We start from the raw sequence: 16,409 nt of genomic DNA, 5'->3' as shown, positions 1-16,409 counted from the left end.
TAATATATCTTATTATCTGTTATGCATTATCTGTCATGGAGTGCATTATGCCTGATTTGACGTCATTGCTCGGATTTGCCCTGGTTGCACTGGGAATGGTATTAACACCCGGCCCTAATATGATTTATCTGATCTCCCGTTCCCTCTGTCAGGGAAAGCGGGCAGGATATATTTCTCTTGCCGGTGTCGGACTGGCATTTATTTTTTATATGCTCAGTGCGGCATTTGGTATCACAGCACTCTTTTTTGCTGTTCCTTACGCCTATGACGCTCTGCGTATCGCGGGAGCATTATATTTGCTCTGGCTGGCGTGGCAGTCGGTCAAACCGGGCGGACGCTCTGCATTTTCGGTGCGGGATTTACCGGAAGATAAGCCGAAAAAACTGTTCACCATGGGGTTTCTGACCAGCCTGGCAAACCCGAAAGTGGCGGTGATGTATTTATCGCTGCTGCCGCAGTTTATTGTGCCGGGGCATGGCAGTATGCTGGTGCAGTCTCTGGCGCTCGGAACAATACAAATTATGATCAGTCTGACAGTTAACGGACTGATTATTCTGATGGCGGGCTCGGTGTCTGTCTTTATGACGGGCCGTCCGTTCTGGCAGGTGGTACAGCGCTGGCTGATGGGGACTGTGCTGGCCGGGCTGGCTGTCCGGATGGCGCTGGAATCCCGGCGCTGAGGTGATAAAAAAACAGACCGGCCTTGTGAGCCGGTCTGTTTCGTTTCCGCTATTGCTCTTCCCGGCGGAGCCACTGCTCCACCTGCAGTTGTTCTTCCTGTGTGAGCCACATTCCCAGCTTGGTTCTGCGCCAGAGCGCATCTTCTGCGGTGATCACCCACTCGTGCTGTACCAGATAGCGCAGCTCGGCCTCATAGAGGTTATGGCCGAATAACTGCCCGAGGTCGCTGAGGGATTGCGCATCACCGATAATTTTTTCTGTCTGACTGCCGTAGGTGCGGGCCAGGCGCAGCGCCAGTCCGTGAGGCAGCCATGACCAGCGTTCTGTCAGCACACGGGCATAGTTGTCACGGCTCCGGCCGTTCAGTTCACCGCCGGTCAGTACCGCCTGTTTTGTCCATGCTTTCCCGGCGTGCGGATAGTAGGCCGCCAGTTTATCCAGCGCGTGTTCACCCAGTTTGCGGTAAGTGGTGAGTTTGCCGCCGAAGACCGATAACAGCGGTGCCTGCCCGTTGTCATCATGTAAATCAAGTGTGTAATCGCGGGTGATCGCCTGCGGCGAGTCCGATTCATCATCACACAGCGGACGCACGCCGGAGTATGTCCAGCGGATATCGTCGCGGGTCAGGGTTTTGCGGAAGTGGTCGTTATACACATCGAGCAGATAATTAATTTCGTTATCATCGATTTTAACGTCAGCCGGATCGCCGTGATATTCCACATCCGTCGTGCCGATAATTGAAAACTCATCCATCCACGGGATGACAAACACAATGCGGTGATCTTCATTTTGCAGGATATAGGCCTGCGGCTCGTCGTGAGCGCGCGGCACCACAATATGGCTGCCTTTGATAAGGCGGATGCCATAAGGGGATTTGAGCTGTAAGCCGTCATCAAAGAAGGTTTTCACCCACGGCCCGGCGGCGTTAACCAATCCTTTTGCCTGCCAGCGCAGGGTTTCGCCGGTCAGGGCATTCTCGGCTTCCACCTGCCATAAGCCGTTTTCGCGCCATGCGCGGGTGACTTTTGTCCGTGTGCGGACTTCGCCGCCCTGCCGCACAACTTCCTGTGCATTCAGCACCACCAGGCGGGCATCGTCCACCCAGCAGTCGGAATATTCAAAACCTTTTTTAAACTCTGCTTTCAGCGGAGAGGCGCTGCTGAAGGTCAGGCCGCGGCTGCCCGGCAGTGTGGTGCGTTTACCGAGATGGTCATACAGAAACAGCCCCGCGCGGATCATCCACGCCGGGCGCAGGTGCGGCTGATGCGGCAGACGGAAACGCATCGGGAAAGCGATATGCGGAGCCATTTTTAATAATACTTCGCGTTCCGCCAGCGCTTCGCTCACCAAACGAAACTCATAATGTTCGAGATAGCGCAATCCGCCGTGGATCAGTTTTGAGCTGGCCGATGAGGTGGCACAGGCGAGATCCCGTGCTTCCAGCATCAGCACAGACAGCCCGCGTCCGGCTGCATCAGCGGCAATACCTGCACCGTTGATTCCGCCCCCGATAACGATCAAATCTTTCGTTTCCATCCTCACTCCCGCATGACCATATTTGTTCTTTAATGTTCGTTATCGCTCATAATAGTGCAATGTGAACGATATTCCAACATTCAGGACATAAAAAAACGTTCTCCGTGACATGGATAACAATTCGTTAGCATATCCACACAAAGAATGATGGATTACGGCAGAGGGAAAAAGGAGAAGAACCGCGCCACCGGGCGGTGGCACGGGCAAAGATAATCAGCAGACTTCGAGCTGCACCTGTTGTTCGTCCAGGATTTTGATAATGCTTTCCGGCGGGCGTTTGTCGGTAAACAGGCAATCAATCAGCCCCATATTACCGAGGTTGACCATGGCGTTACGGCCGAATTTGGAGTGGTCGGTAACGAGCATCACACAGCGGGAGTTTTCAATAATCGCCCGTTTGGTACGGACTTCGTGATAATCAAATTCCAGCAGAGAGCCGTCAGTATCAATGCCGCTGATCCCGAGAATTCCGAAATCCAGACGGAACTGAGAGATAAAATCGAGTGTGGCCTCACCGACAATTCCGCCGTCACGGGAACGGACTTCACCACCGGCCAGGATCAGCCGGAAATCATCTTTTGCCATCAGCAGGGTGGCGACATTGAGGTTATTGGTGACGATGCGCAGATTTTTATGTTCCAGCAGTTCATGCGCGACCGCTTCCGGTGTGGTGCCGATATCGATAAACAGTGTGGCACCGTCCGGGATCAGCGCCGCGACACGGCGGGCAATCCGGCGTTTTTCATCCGACCACATGCTTTTACGCTCATGATAGGCGGCATTCACCGAGCTGGATGGCTGTGCCGCTCCGCCGTGGTGACGGTGGATTTTATTCTGCTCCGCCAGCTCATTGAGATCACGGCGGATGGTCTGCGGACTGACCTTAAAGTGCTCGACCAGCTCTTCTGTGCTGACATAGCCCTGTTTACTGACTAACTCAACGATAGCATCATGACGCTGTGTTTGTTTCACAAAATCCCCCGGTCAGATCAGTACCGCGCATATCCGGGACTGTGCCGTGATATGCGGCGGTGATGTCATATTTTCATTATTATTCAGGCCGTCCGGCGGCGGTTATCCCATACCGCCATCAGCAGCCCGGTCGCGAGACCGGATGCATGGGCCATGTTTGCAATCGGCATTGTACCAAATAAATCAAAGTAACCGATAACCAGCCATAATACCGAAAACACCATCATGGCGGCAGGCAGATAAATACCGGCGGACGGATTGCGCGCGCCGGTGTACCAGACATAAGCGATCAGCGCGAATACCACGCCGGACAGGCCGCCGAAAGATGAGCCGCTGAAAAAGGATTGCGACCAGCAACTGACCAGGGCAGAAATCAGGGTGATCACCAGCAGCCGTCCGCTGCCGAGCTGTTTTTCCACCTGACCGCCGAGATACCACCACAGCGCCAGGTTCATCAGAATATGGGTCAGGCCGAAATGCAGGAACACCGGGCTTACCCACCGCCACAGTTCACCCTGCTGGTCAGGCTGCGGCCACGCCAGAGAGTCCATCACCACGTCAGTGCCGCTTATCTGCATCCACAGAAAAACCAGTGCGCACAGTACGGTGATGGTGATGGTCAGCGGCCCGGCCGGGGTCACCAGGTTACTGAAGGTATGGGAGGCCGGATAGCGGAACGGGGAATCGGTTTCACCGGACTCCCAGCTGGCGGCGAGATAGCGTTTGTTCATCGGATCACGCATAAAGGTTTCCAGCTCAGCCTGTGTCTGTGCCAGTTTGCTTTCGTCATCAAGCCACAATTCCGCGCCGCGCCCTTCGCGGGTGGCACGCATGGTGAGCTCAATATCCCGGGCGGCCATATAATCAATAAATGACTGGGCAATCCGCGGGTTGGCGATGGTGATCAGATAAACCATATAGCTGTCCGTTGTTAAGCAAGAGACCTGACTGTGTCCGGGTAATTGCGCAACCAGGCCTCAAAGCCGCCGTTGATGCTGTATACCGTTTCATAGCCGACATTAAGCAGATACTGAGCCGCGCCCTGACTGCTGTGCCCATGGTAACACATGACCATAACCGGCTGCTCATAATCTGTCTGATCCATGAAGGCATTCACGGTGTCGTTTGTCAGGTGGAATGCGCCGTCAGTGTGACCGGCCCGGAAGCTTTGCGGATCACGGATATCAACCAGGACAGCCCCGTTCTGCTGCCAGAGTTCATACGCCGTATCCGGTGTGATTAAGCGGATTTGTTCCATAATGATTTTTCGTATGCAGGTGAATATCAGCGGTGACAGAGCACCGCCGGAAACCTGCCCGGCGGATAACCGGGCAGTGTATTATCATGGCCGTGCGATATCCGGCCGGTACAGCACTATCAGTAATAAGAGTGTTCGCCGCGCTGATGTTCAGTCAGGTCTTTAACGCCTTTCAGTTCACCGGCAAACATATTCAGTAACTCTTTTTCGATCCCTTCTTTCAGGGTGACATCCACCATGGAGCAGCCGTTACAGCCGCCGCCGAACTGGAGGATGGCATAGCCTTCGTCCGTGATTTCCATCAGGGAAACACGGCCGCCGTGCCCGGCCAGCTGCGGGTTGATCTGAGATTGCAGAACATACTCGACACGCTCGATCAGCGGGGCATCATCTGCCACTTTACGCATTTTGGCGTTCGGGGCTTTTAAGGTGAGCTGAGAGCCGAGCTGATCGGTCACGAAGTCGATCACGGCTTCGTCAAGGAACGGCGCGCTCAGTTCATCAACATAGGCGGTCAGCTGCTCAAACGGCAGCGCAGTATCGGTCGCTTCCACTGCATCAGGCGGACAATAAGAGACTCCGCATTCCGCATTGGGAGTGCCCGGGTTAATAACAAAAACACGGATTTGTGTGCCGGGTTCCTGGTTGGCAAGCAGTTTGGAAAAATGTGCCTGCGCAGCGTCAGTAATAGTAATCATAACATTGCCCAAAAATAGTTGACTGTTCCGGTTGGTTATAATACGCCCATTTGCGGGTTCACTACAAGGTGCGGCAAAGGCACCACACCCGGACTGCCGCCGCACCCGCACGAATGAGCAATTCAGACAGCGCTGTCATGGTTGCCCCTGTTGTGATGACATCATCGGTCAGCGCAATGTGCAGTCCGCGGACATCACGGGTGACGGCAAATGCAGAGGACAGGTTTGTCAGGCGCTGCGTGCGGGACAGCATCCGCTGGCTCAGTGTAGCACGGGTGCGGATAAGGCCGGAACTGTCATAAGGGCAGCGCAGCCATTTTGCCAGCGGGCGGGTGATAAGGTCACTCTGATTAAACCCGCGCCGCCACTGGCGGTAACGGTAAAGCGGCACACTTAGCAGCAGATCCGGCTTCGGACACTCCCCCGCGCGGTAAGCCGCCAGCACCCGGCGCAGCAGCAGTCGTGCCAGTGCCCGGGCAATGTGGGTCTGTCCGCTGTATTTGAGGCGGTGAACCAGGGCGGCCAGCGGCGGCTGATAACCGGTCACGGCCAGCAGGCTCTGCCACGGCGGCGGGGATTGCAGACAGTGGCCGCATTCGGGCTCCGGTGTTATCAGCGGCAGGCCGCAGCGACGGCAGACCGGCGGCATCCCGGGCAGCCCCCGTTCGCAGAACCCGCAGATACCGTGTGTGGCAATTGCCAGCGGCTGATTGCACAGCAGGCAGTAATTCTCAATAATAACCATCCGTCTTCCCTCCGGATAAATAAGGAAACAATAACGATGGCAACGCTTTTTTGGCAGCAGAGCGGACAGGGTTCGCGTGATCTTGTGCTGTTACACGGCTGGGGACTGAACAGCGAAGTATGGAACAGCATTGAATTGCGGCTCGCACCGCATTTCCGTATTCACAAGGTTGACTTACCGGGTTACGGGCGCAGTCAGGAATTTGGTGAAATGTCACTGACGGAGATGTCGGATACCGTTTTCGCGCAGATGCCGGAAAATGCGGTGCTGGCGGGCTGGTCACTGGGCGGGCTGGTGGCTGCGGATATTGCGCTGCGTTACCCGCAGGCAGTGAGTCATCTGGTGACAATCTGTTCTTCGCCCTGCTTTGGTGCACAGGAAGAGGAAGGCTGGCCGGGGATCAAACCGACGGTGCTGAGCGGCTTTCAGCATCAGCTGGCGACCGATTTTCAGCGTACTGTCGAGCGTTTTCTGGCATTGCAGACACTGGGAACCGCAAGTGCCCGTCAGGATGCCCGCACACTGAAATCAGTGGTGCTGGAGCAGCCGATGCCGGATGTGGCGGTACTGAATGCCGGGCTGGAGATTCTGAGAACCGCCGATCTGCGCAGCGGGCTGCCGTCCCTGACAATGCCGTTCCTGCGGATCTACGGTTATCTCGACGGCCTGGTGCCGCGTAAAGTGGCATCACTGCTGGATGAGCAACTGCCGTCCTCTCCGTCCGTTATTATGCGCAACAGCGCCCATGCACCGTTTATTTCACATCCGGATGAGTTTTGTGAGGTACTGACGGGGTTTGTTAAATAAAAAAATACCCGCATAACAGCGGGTATGTTTTATGAACGGATCTGATACACCTTTGTGTCACAGCCCTGACTTTCCGGGCACTGTTTGCAACTGCTGCTCAGGCAGCTGCTGACATCCACCGCTTCGATTTTACCCATGGCCGCCAGTTTTTCCATGATGGCCTGTACCAGGGCTTCCGGGGCATTCAACTGGTGGCTGAGCAGCCGGGCGTCAGCCCGGCCGTTCAGTGCAATGGCGTCACGTACTGCGATCAGGCTGACCATGTCCGTGTCCTTTTATCAGTGACACTCGTTGCCGGAGCAGCCGCCACAGCGGCTGTGTGCATCACGGCGGAAGCTGAGATTCACCCGGCTGCGTGTGCGGCGCAGCAGTGCAAACAGGATCAGGTTGAAAATCACCACTACAGCGATAATCACTGAACTGCTGCCCGGATGGGCACTGAATGTGGCTGCCTGGTAGAACAGGGCGGCCAGTGAGTAAGCCACGTTCAGACCCCACAGGATGGAAAAGGTCATCCAGCCGCGGCTGGTTTCACGGGCGATAGCCCCCATCACGGAGACACACGGTACATACAGCAGCACAAAGATCAGATAGCTGTAAGCAGCAACATCAGAGCCGAATTTCGCGGCCATAGTGCCCATAGTACCGCCGTCCATCTCGCCGTCACCTTTGCTGGCTTCAATCGGGTTGGATAATGCCGCAAACGTGAAGGTCTCCGCCAGGGAATCCAGGGTTTCATTTACCGCATCACCCAGTTCACCCCATAAATCAAAGGATTCCGGATCAAACGGTTCGTTGGTGATACTTTCGGCGGTGTAGAGGGTGTTCAGTGTCCCGACCACCACTTCTTTCGCCATCGCACCGGTGATCAGGCCGACTGTCGCCTGCCAGTTATCATTGGTGACACCAATCGGGCTGAGCAGCGGAGTGACCACTTTACTGACTGAGGCCAGCGCAGAGTCATTAATGCTGTCCGCCGGTTTGCCGGAGAAGCTGAAGCTGTTCAGTGCGCCGATTACCATACTGGCGACAATAATGACTTTACCCGCACGCACCACAAAGCCTTTCAGGCGCTGCCAGGTCTGCATAAACAGGGTTTTCATATGTGGCACGTGATACACCGGCAGTTCCATCACAAACGGTGATGCTTCGCCGCGCATGATGGTGTGCTTGAGCAGCAGACCGGTGAGAATAGCGACCACAATCCCGAGGATATACAGGGAGAATACAATGCTCGCGCCGTTTTTACCGAAGAAGGCGGCAGCGAAAACCGCGAAGATAGCCAGCCGCGCCCCGCAGGACATAAACGGCGCCATCAGGACGGTGATCAGGCGTTCACGCGGTGCATCCAGGGTTCTGGCACCCATAATGGACGGCACGTTACAGCCGAAACCGACAATCAGCGGCACGAAGGATTTGCCCGGCAGTCCGAGTGCCTGCATCAGTCTGTCCATCACGAACGCAGCGCGGGCCATATAACCGGAGTCTTCCAGGAAGGAGAGGAACAGGTACATCATCCCGATTTGCGGCACCAGCGGCAGCACGGTGTTGATACCGCCGCCGACCCCCTGGGCGAGGAAAATGGTCAGCCAGTCCGGGAAGCCGAGCGTCATCCCCAGCCATTGTGTCCCGTTAATGAAAATAGCTTCCGAACCGCCTTCAAACAGCGGCTGCAATGCCCCGCCGATATTGATGGCGAGTACGAACATCAGATACATCACAAACAGGAATACCGGTACGCCCAGCCAGCGGTTAAGGACAATTCTGTCCATCGCGGCGGTCAGTTTATTCGGCTCGGAATGGCTGTTATCAATGGTTGTTTCGCAGATATCCGCGATGGTCTGGTAACGGGCATCCGCAATCACCAGTTCCGGCTCTTCCTGCTGCTGTGCCTGCATCGCGTCACGGACAGACTGCACATGCTCCGGGGTGAAACCGGCGCGCGCCTGGCTGTAGATATCCCCTTCCAGGCTTTGCAGTGCCAGCCAGCGGCGTTGTGTGGCACTGAATTCTTCCGCAGGAATCGACTGCGCGAGAGTATTCATGCTGTCGAGCAGAGCCGCCGGATAGTTCACCAGCACTTCATGCGGTGTCATTGTGTGTTTGTCGATCGCGGCTTTCAGCTCACAAATACCGGACGCGCGGGTGGAAACCAGCGGGATAACCGGGCAGCCGAGGCGCTCTGACAGCGCTTTGACATCAATATTGATATTCGCTTTATCGGCGATATCCAGCATATTGAGAGCAATAATGCAGGGAACACCCAGTTCCAGCAGCTGCAGCGTCAGATACAGGTTACGCTCAAGATTGGATGCGTCGACAACGTTAATCAGCATGTCCGCTTCACCGCTGAGGATAAAGTGGCAGGCAATCTGTTCGTCTAAGGATGTCTGTTCAGAGATGGTGGTCAGTGAATAGGTGCCGGGCAAATCCACCAGCTCAATTTTGTGTTCCGGCGTGGTGAAATAACCGATTTTCCGTTCCACGGTTACACCGGCCCAGTTGCCGACGCGTTGTTTGGATCCGGTTAACTGGTTAAACAGCGTGGTCTTCCCTGAATTGGGATTACCGATGAGTCCCAGGGTGAGTGCTTTCATAGTGTCGTATGCCAATCAATAAATACAAACCCCTCTGCCGGCGGCAGAGGAAAAAGAGTGAGTCAGCGCGGGATGTGCGGCAGATTACGCCTGCACGTCATCAAGCATCAGCAGCGCCAGGTCTTTTTTTCTGAGCATCAGGTTGACGTGCCGGGTTTCGATTTGGATCGGATCGCCCAGCGGTGCGCTGCGGATCACCCGGAAAACAGAGCCGGGCAGCATGCCCAGAGACAATAATTTCTGACGGTATGCCGGGCTGATTTCCCCGGAAAAGCCCAGAATTTTATAACTGTGTTGTGGCTGAAGTGTCATAAAGGCTCCGGTTAACCATGCAAACAGGAATGATATTGCAAATGATTATCGCACGAACAGTTTGGCAGAAAAATATCCCTTACAAATTTAATTGATACTGTAAATGCAAATCATAACCAACAATATTTTACCTATTTAGCCCGAAAATTAACCAGCAAAGTTTGATGTGCATCAAGATATCCGGCGTATAAAACAATTGAGAGCAGATATTTCACGTATTGATTTACGTTAATAACAATTTTTACGACTGGTTAACGCAATATGCGACTGACAGGAGGGAAATGTACGGGCAGCCGGGGCTGCCGCGTACATGATAACAGGGGGAATTACTTACGTTTGCCGAAGGCCGCGGCGAGGGCATCACCCATCGCACTGTTACCGGCAGAGCTGTCACTTTTACCGTTACGGGCAGGGCGGTTGTTCTGACGTTTTTCCGCCCGTGGTTTATCGCTGCCGCCACTACCACGGCGGGCTGCTGTTTCCGGCTCTTCGTCCATCCGCATGGTCAGCGCGATACGCTTACGGGCGATATCCACATCCAGCACTTTGACGCTGACGATATCCCCGGCTTTGACCACAGTATGCGGGTCTTCCACATAGCGGTTGGCCAGCGAGGAGATATGCACCAGTCCGTCCTGATGAACACCAATATCGACAAAAGCACCGAAATTGGTGACGTTGGTGACCGCGCCTTCCAGAACCATGCCCGGACGCAAATCATTCATGGTCTCAATGCCATCAGCAAAGGTGGCGGTTTTAAACTCCGGACGCGGGTCACGGCCGGGTTTTTGCAGCTCTTTGAGGATGTCGGAAACCGTCGGCACACCGAACTGTTCAGTGACAAAATCCTGTGCTTTCAGATTGCGCAGCACATCACCGTTACCCATCAGATCACTGAGGGTTTTTTGTGTGGCCTGCAGGATTTTTTCCACCACCGGATAGGCTTCCGGGTGAACGGTGGAGGCATCCAGCGCATTTTTACCGCCTGCAATACGCAGGAACCCGGCACACTGTTCAAAGGCTTTCGGGCCGAGACGCGCGACTTTCAGCAGTTGTTTGCGGTCAGCAAAACGCCCGTTCTCATCACGCCAGTCAACAATATTCTGTGCGATCACTTTGCTCAGTCCGGCAACACGGGTCAGCAGGGCGACAGACGCAGTGTTGAGGTCAACACCAACGGCGTTTACGCAGTCTTCCACCACCGCATCCAGTTTACGGGCAAGTTGTGTCTGGCTGACATCATGCTGATACTGGCCGACGCCGATGGATTTCGGGTCGATTTTCACCAGTTCGGCCAGCGGATCCTGCAACCGGCGGGCGATAGAAACGGCACCGCGCAGTGAAACATCCAGATCCGGGAATTCTGCCGCTGCCAGTTCTGACGCGGAGTAAACGGAGGCTCCGGCTTCACTGACAATCACTTTCTGGGCTTTGATATCCGGGAACTGCTTCTGCACATCGGCAAAGAAACGTTCAGTTTCACGGGAGGCGGTCCCGTTACCGATCGCCACCAGTTCCACATGGTATTTCAGGCAGAGCGCCGCGACGGATGCCGCTGCTTTGGCCGTCTGGCCGGTGTGCGGATAAATAGTGTCGGTGGCCAGTACTTTACCGGTGGCATCCACCACCGCGACTTTCACTCCGGTACGCAGACCCGGATCCAGCCCCATGGTGGCGCGCATGCCGGCCGGTGCTGCCATCAGCAAATCACTGAGGTTGCGGGCGAAGACATTGATAGCTTCATCTTCCGCTTTTTCACGCAGCGCGGCCATTAACTCGGTTTCCAGGTGCAGCAGCACCTTAACCCGCCATGTCCAGCTCACCACCGCTTTGCGCCAGCTGTCCGCCGGAGCATTGTTAAAGCGGATACCGAGGTAATCGCGGATTAACTCTTCGCAATAGCTCTCTTTCGGCGGCTCCTCACACTGCGGGTCAGCATTGAGGGAGAGTTGCAGAATCCCTTCATTGCGACCGCGGAACATCGCCAGAGCGCGGTGTGACGGGACATTGGCAATCGGTTCATGGTGATCGAAATAATCACTGAATTTTGCGCCTTCGGCTTCTTTGCCGCTGATCACAACGGAAACCAGGTGCGCATTACGCCACAGATAATCACGGACTTTCCCCAGCAGACCGGCATCTTCCGCAAAACGTTCCATCAGGATGTAGCGGGCGCCGTCGAGAGCGGCTTTGGTGTCGGCAACCCCTTTTTCGCTGTCCGCATAGGTGGCGGCGAGGGTTTCCGGATCCTGTGACGGATCCTGCCACAGGGTGTCTGCCAGTGGCTCCAGACCCGCTTCCGCCGCAATCTGTCCGCGTGTGCGGCGCTTGGGTTTGTAAGGCAGGTAGAGGTCTTCCAGCTCCGTTTTGCTGAGCGTGCCGTTAATCGCCCCCGCCAGCTCAGGGGTCAGTTTGCCCTGTTCCTCAATGGATTTGAGAATGGTCTGGCGGCGGTCGTTCAGTTCGCGCAGGTAGCTGAGACGGGTTTCCAGCTGACGCAGCTGAGTATCATCCAGGCCGCCGGTGACTTCTTTCCGGTAGCGGGCGATAAAAGGGACGGTATTTCCCTCATCCAGCAGAGTAATCGCGGCGGTGACCTGGCGGGTTTGCGCATTCAGTTCACCGGCAATAATCTGGCTCAGAGATTCATTCATCATGATATTCTTTCCGGCTGCGATAAATTGACGTAAAAAAATTTCAGGGGACAGTTATACGTGTTCAAAACGGGAATTACCAGCCGATATAAAGTAATATAAATGAATTATGCATAGCTGTTATCTTTCAGAAAATGCATTTAGTATTACAATTTATTTAAATAATTTATTTTTTGTTTAGGTAACATATGGCAAAAAGTAACCTGATTACCCGTGAAGGATGGGATGCGCTGGATCAGGAGTTAAAATATCTCTGGAAAACAGAACGTCCGCAGGTCACTCAGGCAGTGTCAGAAGCCGCTGCACAGGGGGATCGCTCGGAAAATGCCGAGTATATATACGGAAAGAAACGTCTGCGTGAAATAGACAGACGCGTCCGGTTTCTTTCAAAACGTCTGGATAACTTAAAGATAGTCGAGCCGGATCCCCGCCAGGAAGGAAAAGTATTTTTCGGGGCGTGGGTGGAACTGGAAAATGATGATGAAGAAATTCAGACTTTTCGCATCGTCGGACCCGATGAATTTTCCCCGGCAAAGAAATGGATTTCTGTTGATTCCCCTGTGGCCCGGGCATTAATCGGAAAACAGGCGGATGATGAAGTAACGGTAATAACACCTAACGGTGAAGTGAATTATGTCATTTTGTCTATCCGCTATCAGCCGATTGCTGAATAGGCACAATTAATCTGAAGAGTTGCATGAAAAAATGAACCCGGGAGTCAAACATGCAGGAAAGTTATAAGGTCCTTGTCGTTGATGATGACATGCGTCTGCGTGCGCTGCTTGAGCGCTATCTGAGTGAGCAGGGTTTCCAGGTCCGTACCGCCGCGAATGCGGAACAGATGGATCGCCTGCTGACGCGTGAATCTATCCATCTTATTGTCCTGGATCTGATGTTGCCGGGCGAAGACGGGCTGTCTATCTGCCGCCGTCTGAGAAGCCAGAATAACCCGATTCCGATCATTATGGTCACGGCGAAAGGGGAAGAGGTGGATCGCATCGTCGGGCTGGAAATCGGTGCGGATGATTATATTCCGAAGCCGTTTAACCCGCGTGAACTGCTGGCGCGTATCCGTGCGGTGCTGCGCCGTCAGGCGAATGAACTGCCGGGTGCGCCATCTCAGGATGATGCGGTGATTCAGTTCGGTAAGTTCAAACTGAACCTCGGCACCCGTGAGATGTTCCACGAAGATGAAAACATGCCGCTGACCAGCGGTGAGTTCGCCGTGCTGAAAGTGCTGGTGTCACACCCGCGTGAACCGCTGTCCCGCGATAAGCTGATGAGCCTGGCGCGCGGCCGTGAGTACAGTGCGATGGAACGTTCAATCGATGTGCAGATTTCCCGTCTGCGCCGCATGATTGAGGAAGATCCGACACATCCGCGTTATATCCAGACCGTCTGGGGACTGGGTTACGTGTTCGTTCCGGACGGCAACAAGGCATGAAGCGGCTGCGGTTCTCGCCGAGGAGCACCTTTTCGCGCTCGTTATTTCTGGTCATTTTCCTGTTGTTTGCAACTATAACAACAAGTTATCTGGCCGTTGTGAACTTCATTGTGATGCCCAGCCTGCAGCAGTTTAACCGGGTGCTGGCCTATGAAGTACGCACACTGATGAGCGAAGAGATGGTGCTGAAGGACGGAACCGCGGTACGTGTTTCTCCGGCGCTGCGTAAGAAAATTTATGAAGAGCTGGGCATTACCTTTTTTACCGAAAAGACAGCCGATGAGGGCGGACGGCGCTGGGCACGCCATTTTGAATCCCTCAGTAAACAGATGAGCCATTATCTGGACGGCTATGCGGATGTCCGGCTGGAAGTCAGCCGTGATTATCCCGTGCTGTGGCTGAACTCCTATATGGCACCGGATGTCTGGGTGAGAGTACCGCTGACCGAAATCGGTCAGGATCAGTTCTCGCCGGTCTTCCGTTATATTTTTGCCTTTCTGCTGATTGTCTTTGCAGGCGTCTGGGTATTTATCCGCTATCAGAACCGTCCGCTGACCGAGCTGGAATCCGCAGCCCGGCAAATCGGCACCGGCGGCCCGCTGGTCCCGGTACGGGAAGCCGGGGCGGCAGAAGTGCGCTCGGTTATCCGCTCGTTTAACCAGATGTCCAGAGATATCAAAACGCTGGAGCAGGATCGCACTGTGCTGATGGCCGGTGTCAGCCATGATCTGCGCACGCCGCTGACCCGCATCCGCCTGGCAACGGAAATGATGAACCCGGATGACGACTATCTGGCAGAATCCATCAACAATGATATTGAAGAGTGTGACGGCATCATTGAGCAGTTTATGGCGTATCTGCGCACCGGCCGTGAGATGGAGATGGTGCATCTGGAACTGACATCCGTCCTTAATGAGGTGATTGAAGCGCACATTCACTCGGATGTCACACTTCAGAATGATGTTATTCAGGCACCGGTTTATCTCATCGGTAACCCGATTGCGATTAAACGCGCACTGGGCAATATGCTGGTCAATGCCACCCGCTACGGCAACGGCTGGATCCGTGTCAGCAGCGGCAGTGATGAACATTTCGCCTGGTTCCAGGTGGAAGATGACGGCAACGGTATTGATGAGGCGGATATTCCGGACCTGTTCCAGCCGTTTGTGCAGGGTGAAAAAGCGCGCAGTAATAAAGGTACCGGGCTGGGGCTGGCGATTCTGCGCCGGATTGTGGATGCGCATGACGGTAAAATCGATGTCGGCCGCAGTCAGCGCGGCGGATTCCGTATCCGCGTGATGCTGCCGCTGCCGGATGACAGAGATGATTAATTATTATGACAGCAGCATGTCATCGTCATATGACTGTCACAAACCCCTGCGGTAAGCGATTATCTCAGGGGTTTTAATTTTAATATCAATAAAATCATAAAATTACAGTCTTTTTTTGTTTTTGGGTTTTTACGTCATTTTCCCGGTTTTGTGTTCCCGCGCACCTGCAATGTCATAAAACTGTCATATAACCTACATATTATTGTCACCAGATTGTCCTATTTTCCCTCATGTTCCGACATTAACCAGATACAACGTTTATCGTCATTATCTATAAATCCCGTCAGGAGGGATCATGAAACCGATGCGTACCGCAGTAGCCACTGTTATGGCAGCGACACTTTCTCTCTCTGCATTTTCTGCATTTGCCGCGACCAGTCTGACCGGGGCGGGTGCAACATTCCCTGCGCCGGTGTATGCGCAGTGGGCTGATACTTACCAGAAAGAAACCGGTAACAAAGTTAACTACCAGGGGATTGGTTCCTCCGGCGGTGTGAAGCAGATTGTGGCCAATACCGTTGATTTCGGGGCGTCAGATGCACCGCTGTCCGAAGATAAACTGGCCGCAGATAATTTATTCCAGTTCCCGACCGTGATCGGCGGTGTGGTACTGGCCGTCAACCTGCCGGGCCTGAAGTCCGGTGAACTGGTACTCGACGGCAAAACCCTGGGGGATATCTACCTGGGTAAAATCAAAAAATGGAATGACCCGGCTATCACCAAACTGAACCCGTCAGTGAAACTGCCGGATCAGGATATCGCTGTTGTCCGCCGTGCGGATGGTTCCGGTACCTCTTTCGTCTTCACCAGCTACCTGTCAAAAGTCAGCCCTGACTGGAAAGAGCAGGTCGGTGCAGGCTCTACCGTTAACTGGCCTGTCGGTCTGGGCGGTAAAGGTAACGACGGTATCGCAGCATTCGTTCAGCGTCTGCCGGGCTCTATCGGTTACGTGGAATACGCCTACGCCAAACAGAATAAACTGGCTTACACCAGGCTGATTTCTGCGGATGGTGATGCGGTTTCCCCGACCGGGGAAAGCTTCAGTAACGCAGCACGTAAAGCCGAGTGGTCAAAAAGCTTCGCTCAGGATCTGACTAACCAGCCGGGTCCGAATGCATGGCCGATTACCTCCACCACCTTTATCCTGGTTCACACTAACCAGAAAGATGCCGCCAAAGGGCAGGAAGTCCTGAAATTCTTTGACTGGGCATACAAGAACGGCGGTGAGCAGGCAGAGAAACTGGATTACGCTGTACTGCCGCAGGAAGTGATTGAACAAATCCGCGCATCATGGAAAACCAGTGTCAAAGACAGCAGCGGTAAGCCGCTGTACTGATACGGCAGATGATGAAGTAACGATTTATCAGTAATTGA

Annotated in this window: 16 protein-coding genes; 6 read left to right on the top strand and 10 right to left on the bottom strand. The window is 54.2% G+C overall.

Annotated features, from left to right (window positions below):
• Positions 1–47 precede the first annotated feature (47 nt).
• Positions 48–680: a LysE family translocator gene (locus tag AB7038_RS15005; protein ID WP_368890219.1), complete on the top strand. Its 633-nt coding sequence runs from the start codon at positions 48–50 to the stop codon at positions 678–680.
• 49 nt (positions 681–729) lie between these two features.
• Here the strand turns inward: AB7038_RS15005 and glpD are convergent, their stop codons facing one another.
• The 6 genes from glpD to AB7038_RS14975 all read right to left on the bottom strand — a co-directional run bounded on the left by glpD (position 730) and on the right by AB7038_RS14975 (position 5,890).
• Positions 730–2,217: a glycerol-3-phosphate dehydrogenase gene (glpD, locus tag AB7038_RS15000; RefSeq protein ID WP_072872409.1), complete on the bottom strand. Its 1,488-nt coding sequence runs from the start codon at positions 2,215–2,217 to the stop codon at positions 730–732.
• 213 nt (positions 2,218–2,430) lie between these two features.
• Positions 2,431–3,189, bottom strand: a complete 759-nt coding sequence (locus AB7038_RS14995) for a DeoR/GlpR family transcriptional regulator (protein WP_004904672.1) — start codon at positions 3,187–3,189, stop codon at positions 2,431–2,433.
• An 83-nt stretch (positions 3,190–3,272) separates the two neighbouring features.
• A complete protein-coding gene (gene glpG / locus AB7038_RS14990) occupies positions 3,273–4,106 on the bottom strand; it encodes a rhomboid family intramembrane serine protease GlpG (protein ID WP_369453585.1) in 834 nt (277 codons plus the stop codon).
• A 14-nt stretch (positions 4,107–4,120) separates the two neighbouring features.
• The gene (gene glpE, locus AB7038_RS14985; protein ID WP_368890222.1) at positions 4,121–4,447 is read right to left on the bottom strand and encodes a thiosulfate sulfurtransferase GlpE; all 327 of its coding nucleotides are present in this window, start codon (positions 4,445–4,447) and stop codon (positions 4,121–4,123) included.
• A gap of 119 nt (positions 4,448–4,566) precedes the next feature.
• Positions 4,567–5,145 carry a Fe-S biogenesis protein NfuA gene (gene nfuA / locus AB7038_RS14980; protein WP_004237958.1) on the bottom strand — a complete coding sequence of 193 codons (579 nt, stop codon included), beginning with the start codon at positions 5,143–5,145 and terminating at the stop codon, positions 4,567–4,569.
• Positions 5,146–5,206: 61 nt separating this feature from the next.
• Complete coding sequence (locus AB7038_RS14975; RefSeq protein ID WP_369453584.1) at positions 5,207–5,890, bottom strand: double zinc ribbon domain-containing protein; 684 nt, start codon at positions 5,888–5,890, stop codon at positions 5,207–5,209.
• A 36-nt stretch (positions 5,891–5,926) separates the two neighbouring features.
• On the opposite strand from AB7038_RS14975, the gene bioH reads away from it, so the two are divergent.
• Positions 5,927–6,697, top strand: a complete 771-nt coding sequence (bioH, locus tag AB7038_RS14970) for a pimeloyl-ACP methyl ester esterase BioH (protein ID WP_072872411.1) — start codon at positions 5,927–5,929, stop codon at positions 6,695–6,697.
• 29 nt (positions 6,698–6,726) lie between these two features.
• Here the strand turns inward: bioH and AB7038_RS14965 are convergent, their stop codons facing one another.
• The 4 genes from AB7038_RS14965 to AB7038_RS14950 all read right to left on the bottom strand — a co-directional run bounded on the left by AB7038_RS14965 (position 6,727) and on the right by AB7038_RS14950 (position 12,263).
• Positions 6,727–6,960: a FeoC-like transcriptional regulator gene (locus AB7038_RS14965; RefSeq protein ID WP_108655872.1), complete on the bottom strand. Its 234-nt coding sequence runs from the start codon at positions 6,958–6,960 to the stop codon at positions 6,727–6,729.
• Positions 6,961–6,975: 15 nt separating this feature from the next.
• The gene (gene feoB, locus AB7038_RS14960) at positions 6,976–9,294 is read right to left on the bottom strand and encodes a Fe(2+) transporter permease subunit FeoB (RefSeq protein WP_024474733.1); all 2,319 of its coding nucleotides are present in this window, start codon (positions 9,292–9,294) and stop codon (positions 6,976–6,978) included.
• An 84-nt stretch (positions 9,295–9,378) separates the two neighbouring features.
• Positions 9,379–9,606, bottom strand: a complete 228-nt coding sequence (gene feoA, locus AB7038_RS14955) for a ferrous iron transporter A (protein WP_025151551.1) — start codon at positions 9,604–9,606, stop codon at positions 9,379–9,381.
• A 326-nt stretch (positions 9,607–9,932) separates the two neighbouring features.
• On the bottom strand, positions 9,933–12,263 hold the full coding sequence (locus AB7038_RS14950) for a Tex family protein (protein ID WP_369453583.1): 2,331 nt from the start codon (positions 12,261–12,263) through the stop codon (positions 9,933–9,935).
• Positions 12,264–12,448: 185 nt separating this feature from the next.
• Here AB7038_RS14950 and greB point away from each other — a divergent pair, with 185 nt between their 5' ends.
• From greB to pstS, 4 genes are all read left to right on the top strand, one after another.
• Positions 12,449–12,934: a transcription elongation factor GreB gene (gene greB / locus AB7038_RS14945; protein WP_004237970.1), complete on the top strand. Its 486-nt coding sequence runs from the start codon at positions 12,449–12,451 to the stop codon at positions 12,932–12,934.
• 50 nt (positions 12,935–12,984) lie between these two features.
• Positions 12,985–13,704, top strand: a complete 720-nt coding sequence (gene ompR, locus AB7038_RS14940) for an osmolarity response regulator transcription factor OmpR (RefSeq protein ID WP_004237971.1) — start codon at positions 12,985–12,987, stop codon at positions 13,702–13,704.
• On the top strand, positions 13,701–15,035 hold the full coding sequence (gene envZ, locus AB7038_RS14935) for a two-component system sensor histidine kinase EnvZ (RefSeq protein WP_369453582.1): 1,335 nt from the start codon (positions 13,701–13,703) through the stop codon (positions 15,033–15,035). Before ompR ends, envZ begins: the two co-directional genes overlap by 4 nt.
• Before the next feature lie 295 nt (positions 15,036–15,330).
• The gene (gene pstS, locus AB7038_RS14930; RefSeq protein WP_369453581.1) at positions 15,331–16,371 is read left to right on the top strand and encodes a phosphate ABC transporter substrate-binding protein PstS; all 1,041 of its coding nucleotides are present in this window, start codon (positions 15,331–15,333) and stop codon (positions 16,369–16,371) included.
• The last annotated feature ends 38 nt before the right edge of the window (positions 16,372–16,409 follow it).

The sequence above is a fragment of the Morganella morganii genome, assembly GCF_041099235.1.
Classification (GTDB): Bacteria; Pseudomonadota; Gammaproteobacteria; order Enterobacterales; family Enterobacteriaceae; genus Morganella; species Morganella morganii_E.
This window is presented reverse-complemented; position numbering and strand designations above follow the sequence as displayed.

Bases quoted from the DNA above. Each gene is read 5' to 3' on its own strand.
- AB7038_RS15005 (WP_368890219.1), top strand. From the start codon at position 48: ATGCCTGATTTGACGTCATTGCTCGGATTTGCCCTGGTTGCACTGGGA.
- glpD (WP_072872409.1), bottom strand. From the start codon at position 2,217: ATGGAAACGAAAGATTTGATCGTTATCGGGGGCGGAATCAACGGTGCA.
- glpG (WP_369453585.1), bottom strand. From the start codon at position 4,106: ATGGTTTATCTGATCACCATCGCCAACCCGCGGATTGCCCAGTCATTT.
- glpE (WP_368890222.1), bottom strand. From the start codon at position 4,447: ATGGAACAAATCCGCTTAATCACACCGGATACGGCGTATGAACTCTGG.
- nfuA (WP_004237958.1), bottom strand. From the start codon at position 5,145: ATGATTACTATTACTGACGCTGCGCAGGCACATTTTTCCAAACTGCTT.
- AB7038_RS14975 (WP_369453584.1), bottom strand. From the start codon at position 5,890: ATGGTTATTATTGAGAATTACTGCCTGCTGTGCAATCAGCCGCTGGCA.
- bioH (WP_072872411.1), top strand. From the start codon at position 5,927: ATGGCAACGCTTTTTTGGCAGCAGAGCGGACAGGGTTCGCGTGATCTT.
- AB7038_RS14965 (WP_108655872.1), bottom strand. From the start codon at position 6,960: ATGGTCAGCCTGATCGCAGTACGTGACGCCATTGCACTGAACGGCCGG.
- feoB (WP_024474733.1), bottom strand. From the start codon at position 9,294: ATGAAAGCACTCACCCTGGGACTCATCGGTAATCCCAATTCAGGGAAG.
- feoA (WP_025151551.1), bottom strand. From the start codon at position 9,606: ATGACACTTCAGCCACAACACAGTTATAAAATTCTGGGCTTTTCCGGG.
- AB7038_RS14950 (WP_369453583.1), bottom strand. From the start codon at position 12,263: ATGATGAATGAATCTCTGAGCCAGATTATTGCCGGTGAACTGAATGCG.
- greB (WP_004237970.1), top strand. From the start codon at position 12,449: ATGGCAAAAAGTAACCTGATTACCCGTGAAGGATGGGATGCGCTGGAT.
- ompR (WP_004237971.1), top strand. From the start codon at position 12,985: ATGCAGGAAAGTTATAAGGTCCTTGTCGTTGATGATGACATGCGTCTG.
- envZ (WP_369453582.1), top strand. From the start codon at position 13,701: ATGAAGCGGCTGCGGTTCTCGCCGAGGAGCACCTTTTCGCGCTCGTTA.
- pstS (WP_369453581.1), top strand. From the start codon at position 15,331: ATGAAACCGATGCGTACCGCAGTAGCCACTGTTATGGCAGCGACACTT.